The 15,639-nt window shown below is 39.7% G+C and carries 14 protein-coding genes and 1 riboswitch; of the genes, 6 read left to right on the top strand and 8 right to left on the bottom strand.

What is annotated here, in order from left to right; genetic code table 11:
• Positions 1–2 precede the first annotated feature (2 nt).
• The 5 genes from BLS35_RS18060 to mqnE form a co-directional block, all read right to left on the bottom strand.
• On the bottom strand, positions 3–524 hold the full coding sequence (locus BLS35_RS18060) for a C40 family peptidase (protein ID WP_090783665.1): 522 nt from the start codon (positions 522–524) through the stop codon (positions 3–5).
• A 1-nt stretch (position 525) separates the two neighbouring features.
• A complete protein-coding gene (mutS, locus tag BLS35_RS18055) occupies positions 526–3,135 on the bottom strand; it encodes a DNA mismatch repair protein MutS (RefSeq protein WP_090783663.1) in 2,610 nt (869 codons plus the stop codon).
• Between the two features lie 86 nt (positions 3,136–3,221).
• Positions 3,222–3,947, bottom strand: coding sequence for a menaquinone biosynthetic enzyme MqnA/MqnD family protein (locus BLS35_RS18050; protein ID WP_090783661.1), 726 nt, complete (start codon positions 3,945–3,947; stop codon positions 3,222–3,224).
• Between the two features lie 9 nt (positions 3,948–3,956).
• Positions 3,957–4,568, bottom strand: coding sequence for a histidine phosphatase family protein (locus BLS35_RS18045; protein ID WP_090783659.1), 612 nt, complete (start codon positions 4,566–4,568; stop codon positions 3,957–3,959).
• Between the two features lies 1 nt (position 4,569).
• Positions 4,570–5,763 (bottom strand): aminofutalosine synthase MqnE, encoded by a 1,194-nt coding sequence (gene mqnE, locus BLS35_RS18040; RefSeq protein ID WP_090783657.1) that lies wholly within the window; start codon positions 5,761–5,763, stop codon positions 4,570–4,572.
• A 111-nt stretch (positions 5,764–5,874) separates the two neighbouring features.
• On the opposite strand from mqnE, the gene BLS35_RS18035 reads away from it, so the two are divergent.
• Together BLS35_RS18035 and BLS35_RS18030 are read left to right on the top strand one after the other, a co-directional pair.
• Positions 5,875–6,123, top strand: a complete 249-nt coding sequence (locus tag BLS35_RS18035; RefSeq protein ID WP_139205888.1) for a DUF6965 family protein — start codon at positions 5,875–5,877, stop codon at positions 6,121–6,123.
• Positions 6,116–6,910 carry an NIPSNAP family protein gene (locus tag BLS35_RS18030; RefSeq protein WP_090783653.1) on the top strand — a complete coding sequence of 265 codons (795 nt, stop codon included), beginning with the start codon at positions 6,116–6,118 and terminating at the stop codon, positions 6,908–6,910. The genes BLS35_RS18035 and BLS35_RS18030 overlap by 8 nt, the downstream gene beginning before the upstream one ends.
• 195 nt (positions 6,911–7,105) lie before the next feature.
• Here BLS35_RS18030 and BLS35_RS18025 read toward each other — a convergent pair whose 3' ends face one another.
• Positions 7,106–7,591 (bottom strand): lipocalin family protein, encoded by a 486-nt coding sequence (locus tag BLS35_RS18025; protein ID WP_090783651.1) that lies wholly within the window; start codon positions 7,589–7,591, stop codon positions 7,106–7,108.
• A gap of 115 nt (positions 7,592–7,706) precedes the next feature.
• Between BLS35_RS18025 and BLS35_RS18020 the strand changes: the two genes are divergently transcribed.
• From BLS35_RS18020 to BLS35_RS18005, 4 genes are all read left to right on the top strand, one after another.
• Positions 7,707–8,828 carry a trans-sulfuration enzyme family protein gene (locus BLS35_RS18020; RefSeq protein WP_090783649.1) on the top strand — a complete coding sequence of 374 codons (1,122 nt, stop codon included), beginning with the start codon at positions 7,707–7,709 and terminating at the stop codon, positions 8,826–8,828.
• A gap of 154 nt (positions 8,829–8,982) precedes the next feature.
• A riboswitch (SAM riboswitch) is annotated at positions 8,983–9,096 on the top strand.
• Between the two features lie 230 nt (positions 9,097–9,326).
• Positions 9,327–10,631, top strand: a complete 1,305-nt coding sequence (locus tag BLS35_RS18015; RefSeq protein ID WP_090783647.1) for an O-acetylhomoserine aminocarboxypropyltransferase/cysteine synthase family protein — start codon at positions 9,327–9,329, stop codon at positions 10,629–10,631.
• Positions 10,632–10,634: 3 nt separating this feature from the next.
• Complete coding sequence (gene metX, locus BLS35_RS18010) at positions 10,635–11,693, top strand: homoserine O-acetyltransferase family protein (protein WP_090783645.1); 1,059 nt, start codon at positions 10,635–10,637, stop codon at positions 11,691–11,693.
• 7 nt (positions 11,694–11,700) lie between these two features.
• Complete coding sequence (locus BLS35_RS18005) at positions 11,701–12,942, top strand: homoserine dehydrogenase (protein ID WP_090783644.1); 1,242 nt, start codon at positions 11,701–11,703, stop codon at positions 12,940–12,942.
• 63 nt (positions 12,943–13,005) lie between these two features.
• Here BLS35_RS18005 and BLS35_RS18000 read toward each other — a convergent pair whose 3' ends face one another.
• Both BLS35_RS18000 and BLS35_RS17995 read right to left on the bottom strand, forming a co-directional pair.
• A complete protein-coding gene (locus BLS35_RS18000) occupies positions 13,006–14,340 on the bottom strand; it encodes a dihydrolipoamide acetyltransferase family protein (RefSeq protein ID WP_090783642.1) in 1,335 nt (444 codons plus the stop codon).
• Between the two features lie 50 nt (positions 14,341–14,390).
• A complete protein-coding gene (locus BLS35_RS17995) occupies positions 14,391–15,638 on the bottom strand; it encodes a competence/damage-inducible protein A (protein WP_090783640.1) in 1,248 nt (415 codons plus the stop codon).
• Position 15,639 lies beyond the last annotated feature (1 nt).

Raw genomic sequence — 15,639 nt, 5'->3', positions numbered from 1 at the left:
GATTATTTTTTTAATGAGCCTGCTTTTACAAAAGCTCTCTGGTAAGCGGGGATACTTAAATCATCTACAACTACACCCCGAGTGGTTGAGGCATGCACAAAAAAGTTATTGTTTAAGTATACGCCTACATGATCTACCGCACTACCACCAAAGGAAAAGAAAACCAGATCGCCTTCATTTAGATTTGCTATCGCTTTTTCGTTTACCACATCGGCCTGATCCCTTGATCTTCTAGGCAGTTCATTACCGTAAATATTTCTTTGTAATAGCAAAGCAAAGCCGGAGCAGTCTACCCCTCGCTTATCCAGTCCACCCAAAGCATATTGTACCCCTGTCCAATCATTTATAAAGCGGGACAATTCCTTACTTTTTAAGTGCGACATGGCTTCTGCAGCCTTAGCAGCAGTACTTGGAGAACCTCCAGGTCTTGCAGAATATTTTCTTGAACCACAGGCAGAAAAAAACAGCATCGCCGCTATCATGATCAATAACCCGCTTTTGTTCAGTGCCTTTAGTTCGTTCATATTACTCTTTAATTAAACGTTGTATCTCATCTAATTTCAACAAAGCCTCCACTGGAGTCAATACATTCACATCCAGATTATTGAGCATATCCCTGATTTTAACTAAAACAGGATCATCTACAGCAAACATGTGCAATTGGTAAGCTTGGTTCTGAACCTTCTTAATGCTGTCCTTTATACTCTGGCCTTCCGTACGATCTATTTCCAGTTTCTTTAAAATCTCATTGGCCCTGTTGATCAATTTTGGCGGCATACCAGCCATTTTAGCCACATGGATACCAAAACTATGCTCGCTACCACCAGGAATCAACTTCCTTAAAAAGATTACCTTATTTCCTACTTCTTTTATCGAGACATTAAAGTTTTTAACGCGGTTCATGGTGGTAGCCAATTCATTTAGCTCATGGTAATGCGTTGCAAAAAGTGTCTTTGGTTTTGCTGTTGGGTGGGTGTGCAAAAATTCCGCAATAGCCCAGGCAATGGAAATTCCATCATAAGTACTTGTACCCCGACCGATTTCATCCAGTAAAATTAAACTGTTATCAGAGATGTTATTCAAGATACTGGCAGTTTCATTCATTTCTACCATGAATGTACTTTCTCCGGATGATAAATTATCAGAAGCACCCACACGGGTAAATATCTTATCCACCAGGCCTATTGTAGCGGCCTTAGCAGGCACAAAACATCCCATCTGGCCCATCAGTACGATTAGACCTGTTTGGCGCAATATGGCCGACTTACCGGACATATTGGGACCGGTAATGATGATGAGTTGTTGCGTATCGTTGTCAAGAAACACATCATTGGTGATGTACTCTTCCCCTACAGGAAGGCGCTTTTCTATTACGGGATGTCTACCACCCTTTATATCCAATACCTTTTTCTTGTTCAGTACAGGTTTTACATAGTGGTTTTTAACCGCTAACTGAGCAAAGCAAAGCAATACATCCAGTTGCGCAACCAGAAATGCATTCAGTTGTATTGGCCTGATATAAGCCGCTACCTGATTAATCAATTCTGTATAAAGTCTTACCTCTATTTGTTGAATCTTTTCTTCAGCACCTAATATCTGCTCTTCGTATTCTTTTAATTCCGGGGTAATATAGCGTTCGGCGCTAACTAGGGTTTGTTTCCTGATCCAGTCGGCCGGCACTTTATCTTTATGTGTATGCGTAACCTCTAAATAGTATCCAAAAACATTATTGAAAGCTACTTTTAATGAAGGAATACCTGTTATTGCAGCTTCTCTTTTCTGAATTTCTACGAGGTAGTCTTTTCCACCGAATGAAATTTTACGCAAACGGTCAAGCTCCTCGTCTATTCCATCTGCAATTACATTTCCCTTAATTAGCAATGCAGGAGGATCTTCCTGCAACTCTCTTTCCAGCTTCGCTCTGATACTTAAGCAAGGATCCAACTGATCGGCCAATGCCAACAGAAAAGGATTTTGGCTTTCTTCAGCAAGCTTCTTTACTGTTTCTATGTGGTATAAAGATTTCTTTAACTGAACCAATTCCCTAGGGCCAACCCTCAGTAAGCCAACTTTAGAAATTAGCCTCTCGAGATCACCGATCTGCTTAATATGCGTTAAAAACTCTTGGAGTAATGGATCATTTTTCACCAGAAAATCGACCATTCCTAAACGTTCTTCAATCGGCTTTAACTCCTTCAACGGCATAATGATCCACTTATGGAGCAAACGGGCACCCATTGGCGTACTAGTCTCATCAAGTATCTGGAAAAGTGTTACAGCATTCTCGTTGGCTGAACTTACCAATTCCAAATTTCGGATAGTAAACCTATCCAACCACATATACTTATCTTCTTCCAAACGAGATATGGAAGTAATGTGTTTTAAATTGCGGTGCTCTGTTTCATTTAAATAGTGTAGAGCCACACCAGCTGCGACAATACCGATTTGCAATCGATCTACTCCAAAACCTTTTAAAGAGTTAACTTCGAAATGTTTAGTTAAAATCTCATTGGCATAGTCACTGGTAAAAGCCCACTCGTCCAGATGATAAGTATAAAAGCGATCACCAAATAGCTCTAAAAATTCTTTTCTTTTACTCTTTTGAAAAACAACCTCATTGGGTTTAAAGCCTTGTAAAAGCTTATCAATATACTCTGAACTTCCCTGGGCTACATGAAATTCTCCGGTAGAAATGTCCACAAAAGAAACACCTAACTGTGTTTTGTCAAAGTAAACAGCGGCTAAATAATTATTAGATTTCTGGCTAACGATATTGTCACTATAAGCCACCCCTGGCGTAATCAATTCAGTTACGCCTCTTTTTACAATAGTCTTAGTTGTTTTAGGATCTTCCAGCTGGTCACATATGGCCACCCTTTGTCCCGCTCTAACCAGTTTTGAAAGGTAATTATCTAATGAATGGTGGGGAAAACCAGCCAATTCAATTGCCCCATTTGGTCCTATACCCCTGCGGGTTAATACAATCCCAAGAATCTGGGCTGTCTTTACCGCATCCTCACCAAACGTTTCATAAAAATCGCCTACTCTAAAAAGTAATAATGCACCCGGATACTTCACTTTAATAGCGTTGTATTGTTGCATTAACGGGGTTTCCTTAGTATTATCTTTAGCCAAAATGATTTCAGTTTACAAAATCGTAAAGATACTATTTGAGGCGTAGGCTTTACGTTTTGTTGAAAATTAAAAAAATGTGAATAGGTTTATAGTTTTGCTATGTACGATAAAAACAAAGCCAGCGCTTCGCGTTTTTTATCTGTTAGCTCAAAATCTAATTTATGCATCAGGTAATCTTCCAAATCAAAGTTATCAAGCTTGGGTAAATCCAACAGCAGTTCCTTACGTTTTGACAAGCCAAAGGCCAATGCCTGATTAAAATCATTGATGAATGCTTGCGGGATAGTTCTATTAGCCACCCATGCCGCATAAACAAATGGTAATCCGGTAAAATTCATCCACTCCTCACCCATATCGTAGGCATAAGGAAAATCATCCCTTCTACCAAAAGTGCGGTCACCAATTAAAACAATTGCATCTGCATCAATAGGCTCATCTGTAACATAGCTGACAGCTTGTTCAAAATGAAATTTCAATAAAACCTTAGCCAGATTGTTAGAGGTTCGTGAGTGACTATCCAGTCTTACCGTCTTGATTTCGACAACCGGAACTTTACTAAAGATGAACACAGAGTTTACCGCGCCTACTGATCCGATACAGTAATCGGCGACAATATTAGCATTAGGCACATTGGGAATCGCAGCAACAGGAATCAATCCGATATCCACCTGTCCATCAATCAATTTAGCAGCACAATCTGTAGGAATATCTAAGCTCAAATCGATTTGATCCAGCAAGGCTGAATGTTCAATTCCGTAAATAAAAGGCTTGGTATTGGTATAGGAAACGGCAGAAATTTTAATCTTATTCAACAGTAAATGCTATTTTAAATGATCAGTATTGTTAAACTCAGTAATCACAAATTGATCACCTGTAAGTTCAACTTTATATAGGGTAGTATTCTGATGCGGAAATGCAGTCATTTCGGAGATCGGAGTGTTGGTAAGCAAACATAGAAACAAGCGCATTGCGCGACCATGCATACAGATCAAAATGGTTTTCTCGTCAGTTGCGCTTTTAATAACCTCGATCGCTTCTTTTTCGCGCAACAATACATCATTCGGACTTTCACCGCCTTCGAAACGAGCATCATAATCTCCGCTCTCCCATTTCTCTACTAAGCCCTTAAAAGCGGTGATGGCATTCTCATCATTGGGTTTACCTTCCCATTCACCCCAGGCAAGCTCATCTAATCCGGCAAGCTGTTCCCATGCCGTACCTGCATCAATAAAACCTTTAACAGTCTGATGAGTACGTTTTAATTTAGAGGTATATACCTTGTCAAAAGGAACATCTTTATAGGTAGCATAAAATGCAGCAGCCTGTGCTCTTCCGGTATCATTCAGATCGCTATTGATCCCTCTACCTTGTACTATTCCTTGTTTATTTAAATCTGTTTCACCATGCCTGATGATGTATATTTCCTTATCCATTTTAATTGATTACGGGCAATTTATAATACTGAGGTTTCACTTCGTCTTCAAATACAACATTGGTATAATCGGTTACCACATTGTATAAAGTATCCCGTTCAATTGGTTTGCGGTTTACCTGTTTAATCAGGTTTACCAGCTCCTGGGTATTCATAGCTGGGGTTTGCTCTTCTGCCCCTGCCATAGAGTAGATTTTAGTCGTATCATCTAAGGTACCGTCGATATCATCTACACCAAAATTCAGCGATAACTGTGCGGTTTGTCTACTGATCATCGCCCAATAAGCCTTGATGTGATCAAAATTATCCATATAAATACGGGCAATGGCATAATTCCTCAAATCCTCAATCACTGAAACCTCTGGAACATTGTCCATCTGGTTGTTTTGATTCCTGAACTTAAGTGGTATAAATGCCTGAAAGCCTCCACTTTTATCTTGCTGCTGACGTAGGCGTTCCATATGGTCTACCCTATGCCAAAATTGCTCTATATGTCCATACAACATCGTTGCATTGGTCTTCATACCTAATTTATGTGCTTGCTCATGTATATCAAGCCATTGCTCGGCATTGCATTTATCATGAGCGATCTTTTCTCTTACTTCAGGATGGAAGATTTCAGCACCACCGCCTGGCATAGAATCCAAACCGGCTTCCTGCATATATTTCATACCATCATAATGACTTAATTTCGCCTTTTTAAAGATATAGTAATACTCTACCGGAGTAAGGGCTTTAATATGAAGATCAGGACGATGTGCTTTTGCTTTTCTAAAAAAGTCGCTATAAAACTCCAGGTTTTGCTTAGGCACTACACCACCGGTAATGTGCACTTCAGTTACTGGTTCATTATCGTATTTCTTCAATACATCGATCATGCCATCAACACTCATTTCCCATCCAGATTCACGCTCTTTAATCAGACGCGAATAAGAACAAAACTTACAATCGTACACACAAACGTTTGTAGGTTCGATATGAAAATTACGGTTGAAATAAGTATTGTCGCCATGCCGCTGTTCCCGGATGTAATTAGCCAGTACACCAAGGTAGCCTAGCTCGCCATGTTCATAAAGGTAAACACCTTCATCAAATGTAATCCTTTCCTTATTTTGAACTTTGAGGGCAATTGATTTTAGTTCAGCTGAAAGATCAGCATCAGCTAAAATCAACGCAAGTTTTGAAGTCGTATCCATTTATGATGTATAATGAGCAAAAATAGCATAAAATCATTAGATACTTCTTTTTTTAACCGATTTTAGCTGTCAGCATTATGTAAAAGAGCTTCCCTTTGGAAAAGGAAATACATGCGTCAAAGAATCTCATTATTTGGCTACATTTGCAACATGACAATTGAAGAACTAGAAGCTCATTTTTCAGGAATAGATTTACCTCAATCATTAGAACTTTACCCAGGAACCAAACTAAACGATGTGGCCAAGTGCATCGATACCCACATTACCCTATTAAAAATCCATGGAAATGTGAGACCTTTTGAGTGCTTTTACGACCGCCTCATAAAAATCAAAGAAATCATAGAAAACCAGCATGAATAAATTATCCACCCTCTTCCTCGTCTTGCTCATTACGCCCATTAGCTATATTTATGCAAATGCTGGCAGCAGAGATTTCTATCAAATAAAAGTCTATCATTTAAAAAATAGTGAGCAGGAGAAAACAGTGGATGATTTTTTAAAAACGGCATACCTCCCCGCTTTACATCGTGCCGGAATCAATAACATAGGCATTTTCAAGCCCGTACAAAACACCAACACCCAAGCGCCTGAAAATAACGAAAAACTGGTTTATGTTTTTATTCCTTTCAAGTCCTATACCGATTTCGCTAAACTTGAAAGCATCCTTCAAAAAGATCTCAAGTTCCAGGAGGACGGAAAAGCATACCTCGATGCTTTACATACAGATGCCCCATTTGAAAGAATAGAAAGCATCCTACTTAACGCTTTTGAAGGTAGTCCGAAATTCAACTTACCCAAATTAAGCTCCCCAAAGAAAGAGCGTGTTTACGAACTCCGTAGCTACGAAGGTCCCACTGAAAAGCGTTATAAAAACAAAGTAGAGATGTTCAATAAAGGCGGTGAAATCGGTCTCTTTAAAAGACTTGGCTTTAACGCAGTGTTTTATGCTGAAGTAATCTCCGGAAGCCGAATGCCTAACCTCATGTACCTAACAACCTTTGAAAATAAAGCAGACCGTGATGAACACTGGAAAACATTTGGAAAAGATGAATACTGGCTAAAACTAAAATCTATGCCCGAATACCAGAACAATGTATCTAAAAACGATACTCGTTTCTTGACTCCAACCGATTACTCCGACATTTAAAAAAAACAACAATTACGTTTTAAAAAGCAGGCATAAAAAAAAAGGAACTTACCAATCAGTAAGTTCCTTTTTTATGTTTAAACAATGTTGTATGTGCTTTGTGGCCAGAAAAATTACCTTCTCAGAGAGAGCCCAGCGTTCTTCGCTTCTTCAGCGAGGCAATGCAGCTCTGGAAGAGAACGGTAATTTTTTCGTTTATTTCTGAGCCTTAGTGAAATTCAACACGATATAAGCCGTTGCATTTCCATACTCTACAGGTGTTTTAATCACCATGCTATCACCGTTAGCAGAGGCGATCACCATTCTATAACCTTCAGTTACATTTTTAGCTTTATCACCTTCATACAGTTTTTTAAATTGGAAAGTATCGTCTTTAGGACTAGCCGACCAAAAAATCGTTTGCATTTTAGCACCACATTCACCACCTAGTGTATAACTTCCATTGCCACTATTGGTTAATCTCCAGGCACTACCCACAAAACACTTGTAAGACGACTCACCAAACAACGATTTAACAGAAGTTTGAGGAACTCCATCAAATGTAATGTCATTTAAAACCCAGTTACCGGTAATATCACCTCTTCTTACGGGTTGAGTTGTTGCTGCACCTTTTGGTGAGCAGCTTTGCAACACCATTATTGCACTGCAAAAAATGGCTGCTATCAGGAATATTCTTTTCATATCAAGTATTTTTACTTTTTAAATACATAAATCTTGCCAAAACTTCAGCGTAATAATTTTTACCTTTAACCTCATCATCGCTTAACGCAGTTATTAAGCATTTAACCCCATAATAATGAGAGCAGAAACCCTAGCAATACATGCCGGAAATTTATATGACATCAGTACACAAGATGTTACACCCCCTATAAATTTATCTACAACTTTTTTAAGAAATGCTGAGGGTGGATATTCTGGTGGACACATGTACAGCAGAGTCAGCAATCCAAACAGGTCAGCCCTTGAAAACATTATCGCTGAATTAGAAAAAGGAGCTGAAGCCTGTGCATTCTCTTCTGGAAATACCGCTGGCATGTCCGTTTTCCAGGCCTTTAAACCAGGAAGCCATATCATTGCGCCCGATGACATGTACTGGGGCTTTAAAAGACAGCTACAAACCATCTTTGCCGATACCTTATCTATTGACTTCATCGACCTCACGGATATTGAGCTTATTAAGCAGCACATTAAACCAAATACAGTGATGATCTGGACAGAAACACCGTCCAACCCATTATTAAAAATCACCGATATTGCCGCCATAGCCGAGATCAGTAAATCAAACGGATTGATCCTGGCCTGCGACAGCACCTTCGCTTCCCCTTGTCTGCAAAATCCAATTTCCCTGGGAGCTGACCTGGTCATGCATTCATCAACCAAATATATTGGGGGGCATAGTGATGTATTGGGGGGTGTTTTAATTACCGCTGAGAAAAACGAGTTCTGGGAAAAGATCAGAAACATACAACAGATTGGTGGAGCAGTTCCCTCTCCTTTCGACTGTTTCTTACTGGTACGAAGTATTAAAACATTACCGTATAGAATGCGTGGACATTGTGAAAATGGAATGGCTCTAGCCTTTTATCTTCAAAATCATCCTGCAGTTGAAACTGTATACTATCCCGGACTACCTAGCCACCCCGGCCATGAAATTGCAAAGAAACAAATGAGCGATTTCGGGGGAATGATGTCCATTCTTGTTAAAGGTGGTGCTACAGAGGCCCATAAGATCGTAAATCAGGTAAAGCTATTTGCACAGGCAACAAGCCTTGGTGGTGTTGAAAGCTTAATAGAACATCGTGCATCTGTCGAAGGTCCAGACACTAAAACTCCACAAAATTTAATTCGGATATCTGTAGGACTTGAACATATTGAGGACTTAATAGCCGATTTTGAGCAAGCTTTAGCGAAGAAATAGCTACAAACCCAAACAAACAAACAACTTTATATAACTAAAAAACAATGACTTACAAAATATTCAGAATTAAATTTTGGATATTTTGTAAGATACGCCTACATTTGAATATTATTTAGCGAAAGCTAATCAAGTCAACCTTCTTTATTCAAGGTTTGATTTATAAAGAAGTGGCGAGAGACAGGCTCTTTGACCCACTGGCAACCCTCCCAAAATGGAGAAGGTGCCAATTCCTGACCAGCCGGCATGGTGCCGTTTGGAAAGATAAATTTAAACGTATGAAAACTATTAATTCTAATCTTAATCATTATTGTTGCCCACAGCTTACCATGTGTATGTGCTGTCGCATGCAATAATCATTAAATCTTCCTTTTGCATTTCTTGTAATCCATCGGAAGGCCCTTTAAGGGTACGCTAAACAACTATATACTATCATGCCTTTTTGTGCCTGTTGGTATCCCCTCTAAGAAATTAATCACACCATATAAAATTAAACACAATATGTCAGCTTCTCATAAATTTGAAACATTACAAGTACACGCAGGTCAGGTAATCGATCCAACAACCGGGTCTAGAGCAGTACCTATATATCAAACTACTTCCTACGGATTTAAAAGCTCTGAGCATGGTGCAAACCTATTTGCCCTGAAGGAATTCGGAAATATCTACACCCGTATCATGAATCCAACTACGGATGTATTTGAAAAACGTGTAGCAGCGCTTGAAGGCGGTGTAGCAGCTTTAGCAGTAGCATCCGGACAAGCAGCACAATTTATTGCCTTAAACAACATTTTAGAGGCTGGCGATAATTTCGTATCCTCATCTCACTTGTATGGTGGTTCTTACAACCAGTTTAAAGTTGGCTTTAAGCGCTTAGGCATTGAAGTTAAATTTGCCAATGGCAATGATCCTTCAGATTTTGAAGCTAAAATTGATGGCAACACAAAAGCAATCTACCTGGAAAGTATAGGTAATCCGGCTTATAGCATCATTGATTTTGAAAAAATATCAGCTATTGCCAACAAACATGATCTACCTTTAATCGTAGACAATACTTTCGGTTGTGCAGGATACCTTTTCAAACCATTAGAGCACGGAGCACACATTGTGGTTCAATCTGCAACCAAATGGATTGGCGGACATGGAACCAGCATTGGTGGTGTAATCGTAGACGGTGGAAATTACAACTGGGGCAATGGAAAATTCAGTCAATTCACTGAACCTTCTGAAGGTTACCATGGATTGGTATTTAATGAGGTGTTTGGCAACGATGGTCCTTTCGGAAATATACAATTTATCATCCGTGCCCGGGTAGAAGGTTTAAGGGATTTTGGTCCTGCTATCTCTCCTTTCAATTCCTTCCAATTGTTGCAAGGCTTAGAAACCTTGTCACTACGTGTACAACGTCATGTTGACAATGCATTGGCTTTAGCGACCTGGCTTGAAGGCCACGAGGCTGTAAAAAGTGTAAACTATCCAGGTTTAGAAAGCAGTCCATACCATGCCAATGCTAAAAAGTACTTGCAAAATGGATTTGGTGCTGTATTGTCTTTCGAATTACATGGTGCTAAAGAAAAAGCTACTTTATTGGTCGACAGCCTTAATTTGGTCAGTCACCTGGCCAATGTTGGAGATGCAAAAACATTAATCATACAACCTGCAGCAACCACCCATCAACAATTAAGTGAAGCAGAACAAATTAGTGCTGGTGTTACCCCTAATCAATTAAGGGTATCAGTTGGTATCGAGCATATCGACGATATCAAAGCCGATTTTGAACAGGCTTTTGCTGCTATAAAAAAATAAGCAATGAGTACAATATCCACATATAATTACAATAAGACCTTTAAGCTTGAAAGTGGCAAGAAGCTCCGTAAGCTTGAAATTGCCTATCAAACTTATGGTAAACTAAATACCAAAAAGGATAATGTAATTTGGGCCTGCCATGCACTTACTGCTAACTCTGACGTATTAGATTGGTGGAAGGGATTATTTGGCAACAATGCATTATTTAATCCTGATGAGCATTTTATCATCTGCACTAACGTTCTTGGCTCGCATTATGGTAGCACCAACCCTTTAAGTGAAAACCCGGTAACAGGTTTACCTTACTACCTTTCCTTCCCTGAACTGACAGTAAGGGATCAGGTTTCGGCGCACCGCTTGCTGGCTACACATTTTGGCATCCAGCACATCAAAGTACTGATAGGTGGCTCTTTAGGCGGACAGCAGGCTATGGAATGGGCAATTATGGACCCTGCAATTATTGACAACCTTATCCTGGTTGCAACAAATGCGGTTCACTCTCCATGGGGCATTGCCTTTAATGAAAGTCAGCGCTTAGCGATAAGCACAGACCGTAGTTTTTACGCACAAAAACCTGATGGTGGTCTAAAAGGATTAAAAGTTGCCAGAAGTATCGCTTTATTGTCGTACAGAACTTACGATGCTTATACAGCTACACAGTTAGAAAGTGTAAATGATAAGACGGGTAATTTCAGAGCTTCTTCTTATCAGAACTACCAGGGAGAAAAACTTTGCAAGCGTTTTAATGCTTACAGCTACTGGTACCTAAGCAAAGTTATGGACAGCCATAACGTTGGCAGAGGTAGAAACAGCGTAACTGATGCTTTGGCATTGATCAAAGCAAACACCTTAGTGATTGGCATCGATAACGATGTACTTTTCCCAATCTCTGAACAGGAGTTTCTGGCAAACAACATTTCGGGCGCAGAATTTCATAGCCTTAAATCAGCATATGGTCATGACGGATTCCTGATTGAAACAGATGCACTTACAAATATCATTGGCAATTTCCTGAAGGAAAGTGTCAACAAGAAAATAATTAAATTACATAAAACAGCATAATAATTAGATGAGCAAGAAACTTAAAATTGGTTTATTTGGTTTTGGGGTAGTTGGACAGGGATTACATGATATTATCCGTGGTCAGGATTTAAATCTTGAAATCATTAAAATCGCCATCAAAAACCCTGAGAAGAAACGTACTTTAGATGCGCACCTTTTTACAACCGATCATGACGAACTGTTAAACAACAGTGAAATCAATACAATCGTAGAATTGATAGATGATGCTGATGTTGCTTACAACATTGTTAAAAGAGCATTAATTAGTGGTAAAAACGTAGTTTCTGCCAATAAAAAAATGATTGCCACACACCTTGCAGAATTGGTTGAATTACAGGAAAAACACGATGCTTCCCTACTTTACGAAGGAGCAGTATGTGGTAGTATTCCAATCATTCGTAACCTGGAAGAGTATTACGACAATGAGTTGCTTCACGGCATCAGCGGTATATTCAATGGTTCATCAAACTATATTTTGTCTAAAATATTTAACGAGAACATGGAATATGGTGTAGCTTTAAAACAAGCACAAGACTTAGGCTTTGCCGAAACCAACCCAATTATGGATGTAGGTGGATTCGATCCTAAATTTAAATTGGCCATTGCAACTGCGCATGCCTACGGTTTATTTATCAATCCTGATAAAATTCTTAACGTTGGTATTCAGAACCTTTCTGAGAACGACATCAGGTATGCAAGAGAAAAGAACTTTAAAATTAAACTAGTACCTACTGCACGTAAAATCAGCACTAAACAAGTAGTTACTTATGTATTGCCAAAATTTGTGAAGTCTGACGATTTCCTTTTCAATGTAGAAAATGAATATAACGGCGTAACTGTTCAAGCTGCTTTCGCTGATAAACAATTCTTTTTTGGAAAGGGAGCTGGCGGTCACCCAACAGGCGCAGCCGTATTGTCGGACATTGCTGCTTTAAGATATGGTTACCGTTATGAATACAAGAAATATCACCAACACAACGGACTGATCCATACCGATGATGTAAACATCGAAATTTATCTACGCTATGTTCATGAATATACTGTAGAGAAATTGAAGATTGAAAACATTGTAGAAAGATTCTCTCGTGATGACTACAAATACGTGATTGGAAATGTAAGCTTGAAAAGCTTGATCGCTAACCGTGAGTTGTTAGAGCAAAAAGATGTATTTATTGCCCAAACAGGGAAATATACCTATACCGAGCAACAGATTCAAACTGTAGCAAATGAAGCCACACTAGTTGGTTAACTAGTATTTGTTTTGATTATACAAAAGGCCCCAATTGGGGCCTTTTGTAGTTTATATCGTAGTTCAGATTTCTCTGTTCATATCCCAGTTCTCCAGGTAATCGGCCACACGGCGCACAAACGATCCGCCAAGCGCACCATCTACGACCCTATGATCATACGATAAAGAAAGGAACATCATATGTCTGATGGCAATAACATCACCAAATTCCGTTTCCAACACTGCGGGTTTCTTTTTAATCGCACCTACAGCAAGAATAGCCACTTGTGGTTGGTTGATGATTGGCGTACCCATCACATTACCAAAAGAGCCCACATTGGTTAGCGTAAAAGTACCATTTTGGGTTTCATCCGGTTTCAACTTAGAGCTACGGGCACGGCTAGCCAGGTCGTTCACTGCTTTGGTTAAACCTATCAGGTTCAACTCATCTGCATTTTTTATCACTGGCACAATCAGGTTTCCGCTAGGTAAAGCAGCTGCCATACCAATATTGATATCTTTTTTCTTAATAATTTGGGTACCCTTTACAGATACATTGATCATTGGAAAATCTTTGATCGCTTTACTCACCGCTTCTACAAAGATTGGTGTAAAAGTGATTTTTTCATTTTCCCGTTTTTCAAAATTCCTCTTCACTTTCTCACGCCACATCACCATATTGGTCACATCCGCTTCCACAAAAGAAGTTACGTGTGCTGAGGTTTGCTTGCTCATGGTCATGTGATCGGCAATCAGCTTGCGCATCCTGTCCATCTCTATAATTTCATCACCACCACTTACGCTTGTAGCAGGTTGTGGAGCCGGTGCTTTTACCGGTTGCGCAGCAGCAGATGATTGCACTACAGGCGCTGATACTGGCGCTGTAGCAGTACTAGCTGCAACAGCAGGAGCTTTTCTACCTTTATTTTGAATATAACTTAATAAATCGTCTTTGGTCAATCTTCCATCAGATCCTGTTCCTGCGATACCATCCAACTCAGTCAAATGAATTCCTTCCTGGGCTGCGATATTCTTCACTAAAGGAGAATAAAAGCGATCTGAAGAACTTTCAGCAGAAAGTTGATCAAGTCCTGGTATATTTTCTATAACTGGCTCAGAAACCTTCTCTGGTACCGCAACAGGCGCCGCAACTGCTTCAGTACTTACCGAGGCATCCATATCTGTTTCTATAATTGCAATTACAGCACCCACTTGTACAATATCGTCTTCTTTAAACAATTGCTTTACTAATCTACCTATTACTGGCGACGGAACTTCAGAATCCACCTTATCGGTTGCAATCTCTAAAATGGTATCATCCATTTCAATCTTGTCGCCAGGCTGTTTAACCCACTTAATAATGGTTGCTTCTGCAACGCTCTCCCCCATTTTAGGTAACAATAATTCGTATTGAGCCATTTTTTATTTTATGATTTGTATCAGCTGCAAAAGTAAAGTATTTTACAGACTTAACCCACATCTTGTTTAATCTCATTCAAAACCATAGACAACGCAGCTATGGCAGAACGCTCAATATTTTGTGCCCTGCGGTTACTAAAATTAAATAATCTTGCAATTACATGGTGACTATTAGCTACCGCAACCCACACAGTACCAACAGGTTTATCCTCGGTACCACCATCAGGCCCGGCCACCCCACTCACTGCCACAGCATAATCAGTTTTAAAATTAATTCTTGCACCGTAGGCCATTTCTTTTACGGTTTGTTCACTTACGGCACCGTAAGTCTGCAAAGTTTCAGCATGAACCCCTAAAACAGACATTTTAAGCGCGTTAGAATAAGTTACTGCACCTCCTGCGTACACCGCTGAACATCCGGGATGTTGTGTAATCAGATGTGCAATATACCCACCTGTACAGCTCTCCGCCGTAGATAATGTAAGGTTATTCGCCTCCATGATATCCAAAATTGCCTTCTCCAAAGCAATATCCTGATCAATCACTACATACTTTCTTACTTTATGGATGATCTGCTGTGCATAAGCTTCCACCTCTGCTTTGAGTAAATGCTCATCATCACCGGATCCGCTTAACCTTAACCTAATTTGACCCAGCTTAGGCAAATAAGCTAATTTAATATGTGCAGGTAAACTGTCCTCTATCTCTTCCAGCTCTACAGCCAAAAAAGACTCTCCGATATTTGCCGTCAATATTGTCTTATGAATGATCGCAGGAAGCTTAAACGCCTTCTTCAATCTCGGAAGAATCTCCTCTTCCATCAGGTATTTCATTTCAAAAGGAACACCCGGCATAGAAACAAATACTTTGCCGTGTTCTTCAAACCACATACAAGGCGCAGTGCCGTTCTTGTTCTTGATGACCGTACAACCATCAGGCACATCAGCTTGTTTACGGTTCGACTCTATCATCGGTTTATTATAACGGACAAAAATATCGGTTACATGCTCCAATGTTTCCTGATCTCTTCTAAGGCCCATGTTAAAATACCTGGCCATCGTTATTTTAGTGATGTCATCCTTAGTCGGTCCCAAACCACCAGTAATCAGAATAATATCAGCTCTTTTTTCTGCAAGCTGCAAGGCTTCAATGATATGATCTGCATCATCAGAAACCGAGCTAACTTGTTTAACCTTTATACCGATCAGATTCAGTTGCTCAGCCATCCAGGCCGAATTCGTATCCACAATCTGACCAATCAGTATTTCGTCACCAATGGTTATAATTTCTGCTAGCATA

Source organism: Pedobacter sp. ok626, from assembly GCF_900100435.1.
Taxonomy (GTDB): Bacteria; Bacteroidota; Bacteroidia; order Sphingobacteriales; family Sphingobacteriaceae; genus Pedobacter.
Note: the sequence above shows the minus strand (reverse complement) of the source record. Positions and strands in the feature narration are given on the sequence as shown.